This window comes from Streptomyces sp. NBC_00513, from assembly GCF_041431415.1.
Taxonomy (GTDB): domain Bacteria; phylum Actinomycetota; class Actinomycetes; order Streptomycetales; family Streptomycetaceae; genus Streptomyces.
In genome coordinates, this window is sequence record NZ_CP107845.1 from 7,172,947 (window position 1) to 7,187,736 (window position 14,790).

Consider the following 14,790-nt stretch of genomic DNA (forward strand, 5'->3'; position numbering starts at 1 on the left):
CGGCGTCCAGCGAAGTTTTACGGCATCCTGGGTGCATGAACGACGTATCGGCCGGAAGGCCCACGGATGCCCCCGCACCCGCGGCCCGCCTGGCCTCCCTCGCCTCCGCGCTGGCCGACGAGACCCGGGCCGCCATCTGCATGACCCTGCTCGAAGGGCGCGCCTGGACCGCCGGTGAACTGGCCCGGATCACCTCGGTCGCGCCGTCCACGATCAGCGGCCACCTGTCCCGGCTGCTCGACGCGGGGATCTGTGTCACCGAGCGGCAGGGCCGCCACAGCTACGTACGGATCGCCGACGCGGCGACGGCCCGTCTGGTGGACGAACTCGCCTCCCACGCCATCCCCGATCGGGACGCCGCGCACGCCGTGCCCGTCGTGTCCGCGCCCGACCCGCTCGCCCGGGCCCGGACCTGTTACGACCACTTCGCGGGGCGGCTGGGGATGGCGGTCACCGATGCCATGGGGGAGCGGGGGCTGCTGCGGACCGAGGCGGCCTTCGAGTTGACCGAGGCGGGGCGCGAGTGGTGCGGGCGCGCCGGCGTGGACCTCGCCCGGGAAGGCCGTCGGCCCCTGGCGAGCTCCTGCCTGGACTGGACCGAGCGGCGCCGGCACCTGGGCGGCCTCGCCGGGGCGCGACTGTGCGCGCGGGCGCTGGGCGAGCGCTGGGTGGTGAGGCCGGCCGGCGGCGGCCGGGCGCTCCTGGTGACCGGCGAGGGGGAGCGGGCCTTCGGAGAACTGCTGGGGATCGCGGCGGACGCCTGGGCCTGAAGGGGCAGTGGGGGTGGCGGGACGGGAAGTACAGCAAAACATTTCGGTGGACACCGAAATGTGTGCTGGCTAGGGTGCCTCCATGAAGTCCCGTCTGAGTGTGCTCTCACCCGCCGTCCTCACGGTCGGCGCCGTCACCTTCACGGTGTTCGCCTGGGCCTCCGCCTTCGTGTCCATCCGCAGCGCCGGCGCCGCCTACTCACCCGGGGCCCTGGCCCTCGGCAGGCTGCTGGCCGCCTCCCTGGTGCTCGTCACCCTGCTCCTGATCCGGCGCCAGGGACTGCCCCCGCGCGGAGCCCGGCGCGGCATCCTGGTGTCCGGACTCGTATGGTTCTGCGGCTACACCATCGCGCTGAACTGGGGTGAACGGCTGGTCGACGCGGGTACGGCCTCCCTGCTGGTGAACACCGGCCCCATCCTGATGGCCCTGCTCGCCGCCCGCCTGTTGGGTGAGGCGCTGCCGCCGAGACTGCTGGCCGGCATGGCCGTCTCCTTCGTGGGCGCGGTGGTCGTGGGCCTCTCCATGTCGTCGGGCGGCGCCGGATCCACCTCGGTGCTCGGGGTCGCGCTGTGCCTGCTGGCCGCCGTGGCCTACGCGACCGGTGTGGTCGCACAGAAGCCCGCGCTCGCCTTCGGGACACCCCTTCAGATCACCGCGTACAGCTGTCTGATCGGCGCCGTGGCCTGCCTGCCCTTCGCCGGGCAACTCGCCACGGAGCTGCCCGAGGCACCGCTGTCCGCGACGCTGAACATGATCTACCTGGGCGTGGTGCCGACCGCGCTCGCCTTCATCGCGTGGACGTACGCCCTGGCCCGGATGCCGGCCGGGAAGCTGGGCTCCACGACATACGCCGTTCCGGCCGTCGTGGTTCTGCTGAGCTGGGTGTTCCTGGGCGAGGTGCCCGCGTGGCTGACCCTGCTCGGCGGAGTGCTGTGCCTGGCCGGGGTGGGGGTGGCCCGAAGTCGTCCGCGCACCGCGAAACCCACCGAGACCGAGGTGCGCGCCGCCGCTTAGGCGCGGACGCCCCGACGCCGCGCGTACGTGACCCCGGGGCCGGCCCGGGGCTCCGGCTCCCCGCTCCGGATCAGGCGCCGCCAGGCACTGGAGCGCATCGCGTGGTGGGAACGGCCGGGCCCGGGTGGCCAGTTCAACCAGGTGGGCACCGGCGGCCGGCGACATCGTGGTCGAGCCCGGATCACGGTTCGTGATCAACGGCGGCCAGGCCGTCCTGAAGGTCGGCACGCATGACGGTGCGGGCCACCGCTCGATCGCGGTGGCCCGCACCGTCATGTCCCGCGCCGTCCCGTCCGGTCGGGCGGCGGGGTCAGCGCCTGCGGAGTCGGTCGACGAGCCGCCTCGCCTGCGCCCGCTTGCGCGGATCGGCGGCGGCACGACGGACGGACGCCTCCGCCCGGACACCCTGCGGGGTGCGACGGAATTCCTTCAACTTGGCGAGCAGACCGGCCATGGTTTCCCTCCCGGATACGGAACCTTTACCCGCGTCTGCCCCGGCGCCGGTCGACGATGCGCTGGATCCGGGCACGGGCCGTCCACTCGCCCCGCCACCGGCACCACCGGCGTCATCGCCGCGCGCCCACCCGGTCCGGGTCCGATGCCCTCTCGGCCTCCCGCTCCCCGCCCGGCCCGCCGTCCGGCGCCGCCACGCGACGCGGGTCCCGGTCGGCGTCGCCGCCACGCCGCGCTCGGGGGAACAGCGTCCACTCCGCGAACCACCACGTCCCCGCGACGACTCCCGCCCAGAAGATTCCGGCCGCCACCGCCGCCGACCACGGCGCCAGTTCACTCCACCTCTCCAGTCCGGTGAACCCCACCCAGGCGGTGAGGAACACAGCTGTCACTCGTACACGTCGATGCCGGAACATGCGCCGCCCCTACCCCACGCGCCCCGCCGCACACAGGGTCCGACCGGCGCTTTCCTCGTGGCCGATTCCCGTGACCATGCCCGCGGGCGATCTTCCTCGTCGTGCGGTCTCGTCGTGCGGTCGCGTGCGGTTTGTCCTTCGCGCCGTCGGGCACGAGCGGCGGGGTCAGTCTCCTGCCGAGATCCGCTCTGAGGGGTTATGAACACCGTTCTGCGTCTACTGACCGTCATAGGCGGCTCGATCGTGCTCACACTCACCGTGGGCTGGCTCACCGACCTGCTGTTGCGCCGCGTCGACGCGCGACATCCGGAGACACCGCTGTGGAACCGCCTGCGCCGCTGCCGAGTGTCCCTGCAAGTCTTCCTGCTGGCCGCCCTCCTCAAGGCGTCGTACCGGCAGATCGACTGGCGGCCCCTGCGGGAACACGCGGGCGCCGTCAGCCAGGTGCTGTCCCTGATGCTGATCGGCGCCGGTGCGTGGTTCGTCGTCCACATCACCTCCGCCGTGGTCGAGTCCTCGTACGCCCGCTACGCGACCGGCACCCGTGATCCCTCGCGGGTCCGCCGGGTACGGACCCAGGTCACCCTGATCATGAGGATCGTCACCGCGGTCGTCGCCGTCGTCGCGGCGGCCGCGATGCTGCTGACCTTCCCCGACTTCCGCGCCATCGGCACGTCCGTACTGGCCTCCGCGGGCATCATCGGCATCGTGGCGGGCGTCGCCGCCCAGTCCACCCTGGGCAATCTCTTCGCCGGCTTCCAGATCGCCTTCGGCGACATGGTGCGGATCGGCGACACGGTGGTCGTGAACGAGGAGTGGGGAGTGGTGGAGGAAGTGACCCTCACCTATCTGGCCGTGCGGACCTGGGACGAACGCCGCATCACCATGCCGGTCTCCTACTTCACGGGCCGTCCGTTCGAGAACTGGTCGCGCGGTGGGATCCAGATGACGGGCGCGGTGTTCATCCACTGCGACCACGCCACACCCTTCGCGCTGATGCGGGAGAAGTTGAAGGAGATCCTGGACGCCTGCGAGGAATGGGACGGTCGCGGCTGGGACCTCGCCGTCACGGACACCACGGCCAGCACCGTCACGGTCCGCGCGATCGTCACGGCGAAGGACCCGGACGACCTGTGGACCACGCGGTGCACGGTACGTGAGCAGCTCGTCGCCTGGCTGGCCGAGAAGCACCCCTACGCACTGCCCCGCATCGCCACGTCTCCCGCGGCGGAGGCCTCCGGCGACCACTGACGTCCGGGTGGGTGGTTGAACGCGCATGCATGTCGAGGTGTCGGTGGGGCAGACGGTTCGTGGGGGGCGAACCAGTGTCCCCGCTGGACGCTGACGCATTTTCAACGTGTTCCCGCCCTGGTCACAGGGCATTTGATGGTTACCGTCAAGAGTGCCCGAAGGGGGCCGCCCGTGCCTATCACCCATGATTTCGACAACGGCGTGCTGGTCATCCGTCTCAATGAGGACCTGGACATCAGCAACCGCGGTGTGGCGCTCTGGGAGTTGGAGGCCCTGCTTCGCGGGTACCGGCCGCGGCACCTCGTCATGGTGGTCGCGGCCCCGCTCATCGGCCCGGCGGTACTGAGCACCGTGTTGCGGGCCGAACGGCGGTGCCAGGAGCTGGGCGCCACCCTCAGTGTGGTGGCTCCCGAGCGCGAGGCGCAGCGGCTGCTCCGCTCCCACAACAAGCCGCACGTGTACGAGACGATCGCCCAGGCCGTCGCGGCCGAGGAGAGCGCCGGCACGGCGGCGGCCTGACACCTCGTCAACTCCCTGTCCCATGCGGGGCGACACCATGCGCGACGGAGAGTCCTGCTCGGCCAGGCCGAACAGGACGCTCCGCCATGCCCGTTGTCGAGCGGAGATCATCAAGCGGTAGGCTCGATCCGCAACACGACGCGAAGGGGCATTCGGTGGCGCGGGTTGCGGTGATCGGCGGGGGTATCGGCGGGCTGGGGACGGCGCTCATGCTCGGAAGGCGGGGCCATGCGGTCACGTTGTTCGAACAGGACGCGCGGCAGGCCGGAGAGGACCCGAACCGGGACTTCTTCCACTGGAACAGACCCCGCGTCCCCCAGGCCGTCCAACCCCACTCTTTCCTCGCGCCCGTGCGCACCGTGATGCGGGCCGAGGCCCCCGACGTCTACGCGGACCTGCTGGCACGCGGAGCCCGGGAGTACCACGACTTCGACTGGTTCGGCGAGCACCCGCCGCACCGGGCCGGCGACGAGGACCTGGTGACCCTGCGCACCCGCCGCATCGTGCTGGAGGCCGCCCTGACCTCGGCCGTGCGGCGGGAGGACACCGTGGACGAGCGGCGCGGCCGCCGGGTGTCCGGGCTCACCTTCGCGGAGGGCGACCCGGCCCGGGTCACCGGGGTACGGGTGGCAGCGGACACGTACGAAGCCGACCTCGTCGTCGACGCGTCCGGTCGCCGCTCGCCGGTTCCCGCCTGGCTGGTCGCGGCCGGCTGCCGGCCGCCCGTGGTCGACAGCCACCGCACCGGGATCGCCTACCTGTGCCGCTGGTACCGCCTGCGTACCGACGGTCCGCGCGACCCCGGGCGGGTGAAGACCGGCTCGGCCTCGTCGTTCGCGCTCGCCGGCGTCTTCCCCTCGGACAACGACACCTTCGCGGTGCACCTGGTGCTCTCCACGGCTGATCCGACCCGCGGCGCGCTCACCGACCCCGCCGTGTTCGAGGCCGCCGCCCGCCGTTTCCCCGCCACCGCGGCCTGGCTCGACCTGGACCCCGAACCGCGGTCGGCCGTCCTCGCGATGGCCGGCTTGGACAACCGCTGGACCTCCCTCGTCGACGATGAGGGTCCCGTCGTCACCGGGCTGGTCAACGTCGGGGACAGCCTCATGCACACCAACCCCACCCTGGGTCACGGCGTGGCCCTCGGGCTGGCCGCCGCCCAACACCTCGCCACCCATGCCGACCTGATCGCCGCGGACCCCGCCCACCACCACACCTGGACGGCGCGGACCCTCCGCCCGTGGTTCGACGCACAGGTCGCGGCCGACCGCGCCAACGAACAACGCCTCACGGAGAGCGCACCACCCACGGACCGCCGGGCCGCGGCCTTGGCCGCCTGCGCCTTCGACGATCCCGTCGTCATGAGAGCCCGGGCCCAGGTGCGCCACCTCCTGCGACCGGCGCAGGACGCCTACGGCACCGACGAGGTGGACCGACACGTGACCTCCTGGCTGGACGCCCACCCGGAGTTCTCGCCGCGGCACGACGGCCCGACCCGGGACCAGTGGGAAGCGCTCATTCCGGCCTGAGCACCCCGTCACCCCCACACCCGTCGAAGAGGGACGCGGCGTCAGGGGCGCACGCGCCGTCGCCTGCGCCTCACGCGCTCCCGCACGCCGCTCACAAGGGCTGTTCGGGGGGCGCTCGGCTCGGCGACCATGGCGCCCTGTACGCACTTCGAAGGGGGAACGATGGGGCGTCGTTGGCTGGTGACGGGGTGTTCCTCGGGGCTGGGGCGGGCGTTGGCCACGGCCGCGGCGCAGGCCGGCGATCAGGTCGCGGTGACCGCCCGGAAACTCACTTCCCTGGAGGATCTCGTCCAGGCCTGGCCCGGCCACATCACCCCGATCGCGATGGAGTTGCGCGACGCGCGACAGTGCGAGGAGGCCGTCCGGACCGCCGCGGACCGCATGGGCGGGATCGACGTCCTGGTCAACAACGCGGGAAGCGGCCTCTTCGGCACGGTCGAGGAGGTGTCCGACGCCGAACTCCGCGACCAGATCGAGACCCTGCTCATCGGCCCCTGGCGCCTCACGCGCCTGGTCCTGCCGCTGATGCGGGCCCAGGGCGGCGGACACATCGTCAACATCTCCTCGCTGGGCGGCCGCATGGCCTTCCCCGGTCTCGCCTCCTACGTCGCGGGAAAGCACGCGCTGGAGGGCATGTGCCAGGCCCTGGCCGCCGAGGTGGCTCCGTTCGGGGTGAGGGTGACGGCCGTCGAGCCCGGTGTCTTCGCCACCCGGTACGGATCATCCCTCGCGGAGGCGGCCCACCGTCTCCCGGACTACGCGGAGGCGACCGGGGAGATGCTCGGCGGGTTCCGGGCGATGGAGGACAACGAGGAGTACGGGAGGCCTGAGGACTTCGCGGACCGTGTGCTCGCGGTGGTCGCCTCCGACGCGCCCACCCCCTTGCGGGTACCGGTCGGCGAGGACGCCTACGCCTACCTGGAGGCTGCCGAGCAGGCGGCCCGCGAGGAGTTCGCGGCGGCCCGTGCCCTCGTGCGACCGCAGGTCTGACCCACCGCACGGACGCCGCCGCCGGCGTCCGCTCTCGCGCGAGAACACCGCCGCGAGGTGTACGAGAGGCAGGAGGTCAGCCGGTGGGCCGCGCACCCGCCCGTTCCTGGAAGGTGCGCCGGTAGACGCTGGGTGACAGGCCGACGATCCGGGCGAAGTGCGCCCGCAGGCCGGCCGGTCCGCCGAATCCGCAGGTGGTGGCGATCCACTCGACGGTCCGGTCGTTGGTCTCCAGGTACTGCTGCGCCCGGCGTATCCGCTGTTGCAACACCCAGCGCAGCGGGGACATCCCGAGCGCGTCGGCGAACCGGCGCTCGACGGTGCGCACGCTCACGTGGGCCCGCGCGGCCAGGTCGGCGGTGGTCAGTGGCAGGTGCAGGTGCTCGTCGGCCCAGTCCAGCAGTCCCGCCAGCCAGTCGTCGCCCGACCCGGGCGGCAGCGGGCGCCGGTACTGGGCCTGGCCGCCGTCCCGATGCGGCGGTGTGACCAGGCCCCTGGCCAACTCGGCGGCCACGGCCGCCCCGTGGTCGCCGCGCACCACGTGCAGACAGGCGTCGATGCCGGCCACCGTCCCGGCGGAGGTGATCACGTTGGCGTCCTCCACGTACAGCACGGACGGGTCGACCCGGACGGCGGGATGACGGCGGGCCAGCTCGTCCGCGTGCAGCCAGTGGGTGGTGGCCCGGCGCCCGTCGAGCACCCCGGCGGCGGCCAGCACGAAGGCACCGGAACAGATGGACAGGATCCGCGTCCCGCGCTCGTACGCCTCCCGGACGATGTCCACCAGCTCCTCGGGCGGCTCCTCGTGCACGTTCGTGCAGGCGGGGACGACCAGGGTGTCCGCCGTCTCGATGCCCCAGCCGTCGTCGACGGGGGCAAGGGTGAAGCCCGGGGTGAGCCGCACCGTCGCGCCTCCCACGGGGAACGCCGCGAACCGGTACCAGGGATCGACCAGATGAGGCCGGTCGACGCCGAATATCTGGCACGGGACGGCTGCTTCGAAGATCGGCATGTCGTCGGTGACGGCCATGGCGACGCGATGGGCGGGCATGACGCGAACCTAGCGCACGTTGACGCCCTGGAAGGTCGTCGCGAAGCGCACCGCCGAGCAGGATGGGAACGCGTCCCACGACAGGAGAAGAACCGATGACGGAGCACCACCACCGACCCGACCGGACCCGTGTGAACCCGGTGATCGCCGTGTTCGGCGGCTACGGTCACACCGCCCGGTTCGTCACGGCGGAACTGTTGGAACGCGGCTGGACACCGGTGCTGTCCGGGCGGGACGCGACGAAGCTCGCGGCGGCGGCCGCCGATCTCGGGGTGGAGTGGAAGCTCGCCTCCGTCGACGACGCGGCGTCCCTGGACCGTGCGATCGAGGGCGCGGCCGCGGTGATCAACTGCGCGGGCCCCTTCGCCGAAACCGTGCCGCCGCTGGTCGAGGCCGCGTTGCGCGCCGGGATCCACTACCTCGACGTCACCGGCGAGACACTCGTCGCGATCGACACCTTCGACACGTACCGCGACGACCCGCGCGTGAAGGACGCCGGGGTGGTGGTGGCCCCGGTGATGGCCTTCTACGGAGCGCTGGGCGACCTGCTCGCCACCGCCGCCATGGGGGACTGGCCGGCCGCCGACGAGATCTCCATCGCGGTGGCCCTGGACAGTTGGCACCCGACCCGGGGAACGCTGCTGGCCGGCGAGCGCCGGGCCGGCCGCCGGGTGGTCTTCACCGACCGCCGGCTCCAGGTCCTCGCGGGCGACGAACCGGCGCCGAAGGGGACGTGGACGTTTCCCGAGCCGTTCGGAGTCGAGGAGGTGGTGGGGGAGTTCTCCACCACCGACGTGATCACCGTCTCCCGACACCTGGACACCGCGCGGATCAACACGTTCCTGAACGTCACCCCGCTGAAGGACCTGGCCGATCCGCTGACCACGGGACCGCGCTCCGCCGACGCCGCCGGCCGGTCGGCCCAGGTCTTCGTGGTCGAGGTCGTCGTCCGCCGAGGGGACGAGGAGCGCCGGGCGGTGGCCCGGGGTCGCGACATCTACGCCTTCACCGCGCCCGTCGTCGTCGAGGCGGTCGAACGGATCGTGGCCGGCGGTGGTGTCAGGGGAGGCGCCGGGGGTGTGGTCACCGCGGGGGAGGCCTTCGACGCCGAGGACTTCCTGCGGTCCCTGCCCCTGGACGAACTGGTGCTGGGCGGAGCGTGAGCCCCGGGCGGACGGGCTCCGTCCGCCGGGCGATGACGGCGCCGACACCCGACCCGACACGGCGCCGACACCAGGCGCGGCGCGGGGGACGCGGACGGTGCCCGGACGCCGCGCGGGGTCCCCGGACCAGTGTCCGGGGACCCCGCGCGGGCGTGCCGGGTCAGGGCTTGGTGCGCTTGTCCCGCATCGAGTCCTTGACGCCCTGGGCGCGCTCCTTGGCCTCGCCCATGGCCTCCTTGGCCTTGCCCTTGGCCTGGTCGGTCTTGCCCTCGGCGGCCATCCGGTCGTTGCCGGTGACCTTCCCGGCGACCTCCTTGGCCTTGCCCTTCGCCTTGTCCATGCCGCCCTTGTCGGCCATGGTGCACTCCTTATGCTGGGGATGCTGACGGGGATCAAACTAGGTCATATCGGTCAAGGGCGCGCGTCGAGATCCGGCGTCGACTCCTGCCGCGCTCCCCGCGCCGCGCCGACGCCCTCCTCAGGAGGGCAGGACCGAATCGTCGAAGGTACCCGCCCCGGGAAGCCGGTAGCGGGCCGCGATCAGGGCGGCGTCCGGGTTGCCCGTCCCCGTCGCCGTGCACAGGAGCTCGGCGACCTCCTCCATCCGCCGCCGCGTTCGCGGGCTGCCTTCGAGGGCGTTCAGAAGGCTCAACGTCTCGTACTCCCGGACGGCGGCGGGCAGCAGCGCGGGGTGGGCCATCAGCATGGAGGGAGTTCCCTTCTCCGGCGGTCGATCTCTCTGCGCCGGCGTGTACCCCACCCCGCGTCGATCACACGGGCCCGTGGCCCCGCGTGATCGACGCGCTCGCGGACCTGGACTCCAGGGCGCGGACGGAGCGGCCCGGCCGACTTCCGTCGGACCGTCCCGGGTCGCCCCGACGGTGGCCGCGACGCAGGATGGGGACCGTGATGACGGTTCTGGTGGTCGGTGTGCCCGAAGGCGAGGAACTGGAACGGCTGCGGTCGCGCATCCAGAGCAACCCGCACTTCCAGGTCATCTCCCACGCCCGAGAGGCGGCCGTCGCCCTCGCCCACGCCCGGGTCCTGCTCCCCGACATCACCGTCCTGGCCCTGTCCGGCGGCCTCACCGCCGACCCGGCGGCGCTGGAGGTCTTCCGCGGGGTGCGCGCCCTGGATCCGCCGAGCGGGGTCGTCCTGCGGACCGGTGCCGACACCCTCGTCGCCGAACTGGACGGTGTGGCCGCCGAAGGGTCCGTACACGTCGTCCGAGAGGGCGACGCCGACGGCCTGATGCGGGCCCTGCGCACCATCGGGCTGCGCCGCGCGAGCTGCGACCCGGACGAGATGCCCTGACCGGCCCGCCGGCCCGCCCGCCCGCGCCGCCCGTCGCCCGCGTCGCCCGCCGCCCGCGCCGGCTATGCCGCCTCGGGCGGACCGGCCGGGTCGGCGAAGCGTCGAAGGAACGCCAGCGCCGTGTCGGCGACCTCGCGCCAGCCGTGGTCGATGGTGAGGGCGTGACCCCGGTCGGGGATCTCCGCGATCTCCGTCACCGCGTGCTCGTTGCGCGCCTGCTTCTTGTACGAGGCGTTCGCGATGGCCCAGGGCACGGTGTGGTCCTTCTCGCCCGAGAGGACCAGCAGCTGTCCCCGATCGGCGCCGGTGGTCTCCACCTTCACCTCCGTCCACGGGTTGAGGTTGGCCGTGGCCGCCTGGAACAGCGGTTCACCGGACGCCGGCACCGCGAAGCGCGCGTACAGCTCGCGGGCCTCCTCCTCGGGCACCGCGTTGGCGAACGAGTACCGGAACTGGTCGTACGTCAACGGCACCGCCCGGTGGTGGTTCGCCGGGTTGCCCAGTACCGCGCTCGCGGCCCGCAGGGACGACAAGGGAAGCGGCAGCACCCCGCGGAAGGGCGCGGGGTCGATGGCGACCGTGGCCCGGGACAGTCCCCGGCCGGCGATGATCTGGCCGATCAGTCCGCCGAAGGAGTGCCCGACCACGGCGGGCGTGCGGTCCAGGGCGCGGACGAGGCGGCAGAAGTGGTCGGCCACCTGCCCGACGCTCTTGCCCGCGAAGACCTCCGGGTGCTCCCGGGCCTCCTCGACGGTCTCCGGATCGTCCGGCCATCCGGGGGCCACGGCGACGTAACCGGCCTCCTCGAAGACGGTGGCCCACCGGTCCCAACTGGTGGGCAGCAGCCACAGGCCGTGGATGAAGACGACCGGGATCCGGCCCGAGGCGTTGGCCCGTTCGACCTGGGCGAGGTCCCGGGCGTACGAGACGCCGGGTGCGTGGGGTGACATGGACTCTCCTGGATCTGGCTCCGGCTCCGGGGCGGAACGCGGGCTCGGCGGACGTGCTCGATGACGGCGGCCCCCGTTCGCTCGGAAGGAGGCGGCAGGGCGCGCACCCCTGCGCGCAGGGGCACGGCGGCACGCTAGGGGCCGCGGGAGGGGCGTTGTCGCCGCTGAGTGCACACCCCTTGCGCCACGGTGCACGAAAGGCCCGCCGCGGCGGCCCGATACGCGCCGGCCCGCCCCTCCACCTGCGGTTTCGGATTTCCGCCCGTGATCGGGGGCTGGTCTACTGTGCGCTCGGTGAGGTGGCGTGCGCCGTGGTGGGGGCCGCCGGCGGGACGACGGGAAGCACGTGAGGATCGGAGCCGACATGGAGAGCGAGAGCGGCGCGCGCCCCGGGGAATCGGCTCCGGATCGGGCGGGACGCGGCCCGGAGCGCGAACTCCTGGCCCCGGCACTGGACGCCGTGCGTTCGACGGGAGCGGCGTTCCTGTTGCGCGGCGATCCCGGGATGGGGAAGACCGCGCTCCTCGACTGGGCCGAGGAGCGGGCCGGCCTCGCCGGCCTGCGCGTGCTGCGCATGGCGGGGGCCGAGGCCGAATCGGCCCTCCCGTTCGCGGCCCTGCACCAGGTGCTGTGGCCGCTGCTCGACACAGCCCACGGCCTCCCGGACGGTCAACGCCACCTGCTGGAAGCGGCCTTGGGGGTACGCGCGGACGAGGCGCCCGCGGCGGGGGAGGTGGCCGGGGCGGCGCTCGCGCTGTTGGCCCGGGCCGCCGCCCGCAGGCCGATCGTCCTGCTCCTCGACGGCCTGCAGTGGGCGGACCCGTCCAGCGCCGCCGCGTTCCGGTTCATCGGGTCACGGGCGGCCGGCCTCCCGCTCGTCGTCATCGGCGCCACCCGCCACGAGGGCCGTTACGCCGCAGGGGAGGTCGGCCGGCCGATCGATCTCGAACCACTGGACGACGCACGCGCCGGCGACCTGCTGCGCGGGCTGCACCCCCACCTCGCCGAGTGGGCGCGCCGCCGTGTCCTGCGCGCCGCGGGCGGCAACCCCCTCGCCCTGCGGGAACTGCCCGCGGAGTTGGAACGCGCCGCCCCGGACCGGCTCGCCCTCCACGTCGATCCGGAGACCGGGGAACTGCTCGGCGAACTGCCGCTGGGCGAACGTCTCGGCGGACTGTACGAGGACCGGCTGCGCGCCCTCCCCGAGGACGCCCGCCACCTCCTGCTGCGCGCGGCACTCGGCGGTCCGGCGACGCCCGGCGCGGCCACGAGGGAGAGCATCGCGGCCCGGGCGGCCGACGGCGCCCGCACGGCCGACGCCGCGCACACGTCCCTCGGGGCGCGGGCGGCCGGCACCCGGCGGCGGATCGAGGACTCCGGACTGGCGCGTGTCGACCCGAGGACGGGCCGCGTGCGCTTCCACCACCCCCTGGTGCGCGCCGGACTCGTCCACACCGCCTCGTCCGCGGAGCGCCGCGCCGCCCACCGCGGCCTCGCCGAAGCCCTGCCCCCGCACAGTCCGCAACGGCTCGCACACCTCGCGGCGGCCGCCATCGGCCCCGACGACGCCCTGGCCGCCCTGCTGTACGCGGCGGCGCAGACCATGGCGGAGCGCGGCGGCGAGGCGGAGGGGGCGAGCGTCATGGCGCGCGCCGCCGGACTCACCGCCGACCCGGAGGCCAGGGCCGCACGCCTCGTCGCCGCCGCGGCCCTGGCCGCACGGGGCGGCCGACTGAGGTTCGCGGACCGGCTGCTCGCCGAGGCCGAGAACGAGGCCCGCCCCCGCACACCGCGCCCGGCGGCCCTGTACGCCCTGGCGGTCGCCTACGTGCGGCTCCACCTCGACGGGGATCCGACCCCCGCGCTCCAAGGGCTGCCCGCCGTGCTGGACGCCGCCGCCCCCTTCCGCGACGCGGAGCAGCGCGCGGCCCTGCTCGAACCGGCGCTCTTCGTCCTCGTCATCGTCGCCTCGCACACCGGCGACGACCGGGCCCGGGCCGCCCTGGACCGCCATGTCGGGCAGGCCTCGGAACTGACCGCGCTGTGCCATCAGGCGTGGGCCGATCCGCCGCGCACGGCCCGGGAGGTGCCCGCCCGGCTGCGGGCCGCCGCCGCGTCACAGGCGGACGGGCCGGCGGACCCCCTCGCCGCCCGGCTGCTCCTGTGGACCGCGATGGCGGTCGACACCGTCGCGGACCATGCCGCGCTGTGGGACCGCCTGTCGTCCCGGAGCACCTATGTGACCCAGGCGTTCATCGAACTCGCCCGCACCCACGACCACTTCCTCCACGGCCGGTGGGACGAGGCCCTCGCCCTCGCCCGTCGGGGCGCCGCCGCCTCGGCCGCCCACGGCTACGGCTACAACGAGATGATGTTCCTCCTCCACCACGGCCAGGTCCTCGCCGGGCGCGGCGACACCGCCGGCCTGGAGGCGATCACGCGGCTCCTGACGCCCTGGGCGGCCGACCGGCACCTTCGGCTGGTCACGGGCCGGCTGCTCGGCCTGAGGGCGCTGTGCGCCCTGGGGCACGGTCACGCCGGGGAGGCCTGGCACCACGTACGGTCCCTCACCCCGCCGGGAGTTCCGCTGCCGCGCCTGCCCTGGATCCAGCTGACCCTGCTGGACTTCGCCCAGGCCGCCGTGGAAACCGGCCACCGGGTCGAGGCGCAGGCCCACCTGCACGCCGTGCGCGAGGCCGGGATCGCGGCCGTCTCCCCCCACCACGCCTTCCTCGTGGCCGCGGCCGAGGCTTTGGCGGCGGCCGACGACGCGGCCGAGGACCGGTACACGGCCGCCTACGCCCTGCCCGGAGCCGAGCAATGGCCCTTCGAACTGGCCCGACTCCACCTGGCCCACGGCGCCTGCCTGCGACGCCGTTCCCGCCGCCGGGAGGCCGCCGCCCGGCTGACGGCCGCACACGCCGTCTTCGAGCGGCTGCGGGCGGCGCCCTGGGCCGGGCAGGCCGCCCGGGAACTCGCCGCCGCCCGAGGACCGGGCCCGGAGGCGGCGGCAGCCGAACGTCCCGCCGGCGAACTCCGGCACCCGCTCTCCGCACAGGAGTCGAGAATCGCCGAGCTGGCCGCCGAGGGGCTGACCAACCGAGAGATCGGCGCACGTCTGAGGCTGTCCCCCCGCACCGTCGGCGCACACCTCTACAAGATCTTTCCCAAGCTGGGCATCACCACCCGGGGCGGGATGGCCCGCGCCCTGCGGGAGGCGGGGACGGATGACGCCCACCGGCGCGCCTGCGACGCCTAGTGCCGTGGCCTGTTCGGACCCTCGTCTTCGTCGACACCGCGGCGGACGGTCCCCCGTACGGGCGGCTCCACGGGCGCCCGCCGCCGGACGGACTGAGAATCAGTGCGGGA

The 14,790-nt window shown here is 73.7% G+C and carries 15 protein-coding genes; 9 read left to right on the top strand and 6 right to left on the bottom strand.

Translation table 11 applies throughout. The features are described 5' to 3' along the window. Nucleotides 1-35 precede the first annotated feature (35 nt). On the top strand, nucleotides 36-770 hold the full coding sequence (locus OHA84_RS32265) for a helix-turn-helix transcriptional regulator (protein ID WP_266968381.1): 735 nt from the start codon (nucleotides 36-38) through the stop codon (nucleotides 768-770). Nucleotides 771-852: 82 nt separating this feature from the next. Then, nucleotides 853-1,785, top strand: coding sequence for a DMT family transporter (locus OHA84_RS32270; RefSeq protein ID WP_266968379.1), 933 nt, complete (start codon nucleotides 853-855; stop codon nucleotides 1,783-1,785). Nucleotides 1,786-2,095: 310 nt separating this feature from the next. On the opposite strand, the gene OHA84_RS32275 is transcribed toward OHA84_RS32270, so the two are convergent. Continuing rightward, entirely contained in the window at nucleotides 2,096-2,239 is a 144-nt protein-coding gene (locus tag OHA84_RS32275; RefSeq protein ID WP_266952730.1) for a hypothetical protein, read from the bottom strand. A 112-nt stretch (nucleotides 2,240-2,351) separates the two neighbouring features. Continuing rightward, entirely contained in the window at nucleotides 2,352-2,630 is a 279-nt protein-coding gene (locus OHA84_RS32280) for a hypothetical protein (protein ID WP_266952732.1), read from the bottom strand. 222 nt (nucleotides 2,631-2,852) lie between these two features. Here OHA84_RS32280 and OHA84_RS32285 point away from each other — a divergent pair, with 222 nt between their 5' ends. The 4 genes from OHA84_RS32285 (at nucleotide 2,853) to OHA84_RS32300 (ending at nucleotide 6,943) form a co-directional block, all read left to right on the top strand. After that, nucleotides 2,853-3,905: a mechanosensitive ion channel family protein gene (locus OHA84_RS32285; RefSeq protein WP_266968378.1), complete on the top strand. Its 1,053-nt coding sequence runs from the start codon at nucleotides 2,853-2,855 to the stop codon at nucleotides 3,903-3,905. Between the two features lie 171 nt (nucleotides 3,906-4,076). Then, nucleotides 4,077-4,424 (top strand): hypothetical protein, encoded by a 348-nt coding sequence (locus OHA84_RS32290; RefSeq protein ID WP_266952736.1) that lies wholly within the window; start codon nucleotides 4,077-4,079, stop codon nucleotides 4,422-4,424. A gap of 155 nt (nucleotides 4,425-4,579) precedes the next feature. Continuing rightward, nucleotides 4,580-5,953, top strand: a complete 1,374-nt coding sequence (locus tag OHA84_RS32295; RefSeq protein ID WP_266968377.1) for an FAD-dependent oxidoreductase — start codon at nucleotides 4,580-4,582, stop codon at nucleotides 5,951-5,953. Between the two features lie 162 nt (nucleotides 5,954-6,115). Next, the gene (locus tag OHA84_RS32300) at nucleotides 6,116-6,943 is read left to right on the top strand and encodes an SDR family oxidoreductase (RefSeq protein WP_266968376.1); all 828 of its coding nucleotides are present in this window, start codon (nucleotides 6,116-6,118) and stop codon (nucleotides 6,941-6,943) included. A 76-nt stretch (nucleotides 6,944-7,019) separates the two neighbouring features. Here the strand turns inward: OHA84_RS32300 and OHA84_RS32305 are convergent, their stop codons facing one another. After that, on the bottom strand, nucleotides 7,020-7,994 hold the full coding sequence (locus OHA84_RS32305) for a helix-turn-helix domain-containing protein (protein ID WP_266952742.1): 975 nt from the start codon (nucleotides 7,992-7,994) through the stop codon (nucleotides 7,020-7,022). A 95-nt stretch (nucleotides 7,995-8,089) separates the two neighbouring features. Here OHA84_RS32305 and OHA84_RS32310 point away from each other — a divergent pair, with 95 nt between their 5' ends. Continuing rightward, nucleotides 8,090-9,157, top strand: a complete 1,068-nt coding sequence (locus tag OHA84_RS32310) for a saccharopine dehydrogenase NADP-binding domain-containing protein (protein WP_266968375.1) — start codon at nucleotides 8,090-8,092, stop codon at nucleotides 9,155-9,157. Between the two features lie 160 nt (nucleotides 9,158-9,317). On the opposite strand, the gene OHA84_RS32315 is transcribed toward OHA84_RS32310, so the two are convergent. Both OHA84_RS32315 and OHA84_RS32320 read right to left on the bottom strand, forming a co-directional pair. Further along, nucleotides 9,318-9,515, bottom strand: coding sequence for a CsbD family protein (locus tag OHA84_RS32315; protein ID WP_266952746.1), 198 nt, complete (start codon nucleotides 9,513-9,515; stop codon nucleotides 9,318-9,320). Between the two features lie 120 nt (nucleotides 9,516-9,635). Then, entirely contained in the window at nucleotides 9,636-9,863 is a 228-nt protein-coding gene (locus tag OHA84_RS32320) for a DUF5133 domain-containing protein (protein ID WP_266952748.1), read from the bottom strand. Between the two features lie 200 nt (nucleotides 9,864-10,063). Between OHA84_RS32320 and OHA84_RS32325 the strand changes: the two genes are divergently transcribed. Continuing rightward, nucleotides 10,064-10,471: a hypothetical protein gene (locus OHA84_RS32325; RefSeq protein ID WP_266968374.1), complete on the top strand. Its 408-nt coding sequence runs from the start codon at nucleotides 10,064-10,066 to the stop codon at nucleotides 10,469-10,471. Between the two features lie 62 nt (nucleotides 10,472-10,533). On the opposite strand, the gene OHA84_RS32330 is transcribed toward OHA84_RS32325, so the two are convergent. Beyond that, nucleotides 10,534-11,421, bottom strand: a complete 888-nt coding sequence (locus tag OHA84_RS32330; RefSeq protein WP_266952752.1) for an alpha/beta hydrolase — start codon at nucleotides 11,419-11,421, stop codon at nucleotides 10,534-10,536. 364 nt (nucleotides 11,422-11,785) lie between these two features. Between OHA84_RS32330 and OHA84_RS32335 the strand changes: the two genes are divergently transcribed. Continuing rightward, nucleotides 11,786-14,680, top strand: coding sequence for an AAA family ATPase (locus OHA84_RS32335; RefSeq protein WP_266952754.1), 2,895 nt, complete (start codon nucleotides 11,786-11,788; stop codon nucleotides 14,678-14,680). Nucleotides 14,681-14,790 lie beyond the last annotated feature (110 nt).

Coding starts and splice junctions, on each gene's coding strand:
- OHA84_RS32335 (WP_266952754.1), top strand. CDS start 11,786: ATGGAGAGCGAGAGCGGCGCGCGCCCCGGGGAATCGGCTCCGGATCGG.
- OHA84_RS32320 (WP_266952748.1), bottom strand. CDS start 9,863: ATGCTGATGGCCCACCCCGCGCTGCTGCCCGCCGCCGTCCGGGAGTAC.
- OHA84_RS32300 (WP_266968376.1), top strand. CDS start 6,116: ATGGGGCGTCGTTGGCTGGTGACGGGGTGTTCCTCGGGGCTGGGGCGG.
- OHA84_RS32275 (WP_266952730.1), bottom strand. CDS start 2,239: ATGGCCGGTCTGCTCGCCAAGTTGAAGGAATTCCGTCGCACCCCGCAG.
- OHA84_RS32265 (WP_266968381.1), top strand. CDS start 36: ATGAACGACGTATCGGCCGGAAGGCCCACGGATGCCCCCGCACCCGCG.
- OHA84_RS32315 (WP_266952746.1), bottom strand. CDS start 9,515: ATGGCCGACAAGGGCGGCATGGACAAGGCGAAGGGCAAGGCCAAGGAG.
- OHA84_RS32285 (WP_266968378.1), top strand. CDS start 2,853: ATGAACACCGTTCTGCGTCTACTGACCGTCATAGGCGGCTCGATCGTG.
- OHA84_RS32310 (WP_266968375.1), top strand. CDS start 8,090: ATGACGGAGCACCACCACCGACCCGACCGGACCCGTGTGAACCCGGTG.
- OHA84_RS32270 (WP_266968379.1), top strand. CDS start 853: ATGAAGTCCCGTCTGAGTGTGCTCTCACCCGCCGTCCTCACGGTCGGC.
- OHA84_RS32305 (WP_266952742.1), bottom strand. CDS start 7,994: ATGCCCGCCCATCGCGTCGCCATGGCCGTCACCGACGACATGCCGATC.
- OHA84_RS32330 (WP_266952752.1), bottom strand. CDS start 11,421: ATGTCACCCCACGCACCCGGCGTCTCGTACGCCCGGGACCTCGCCCAG.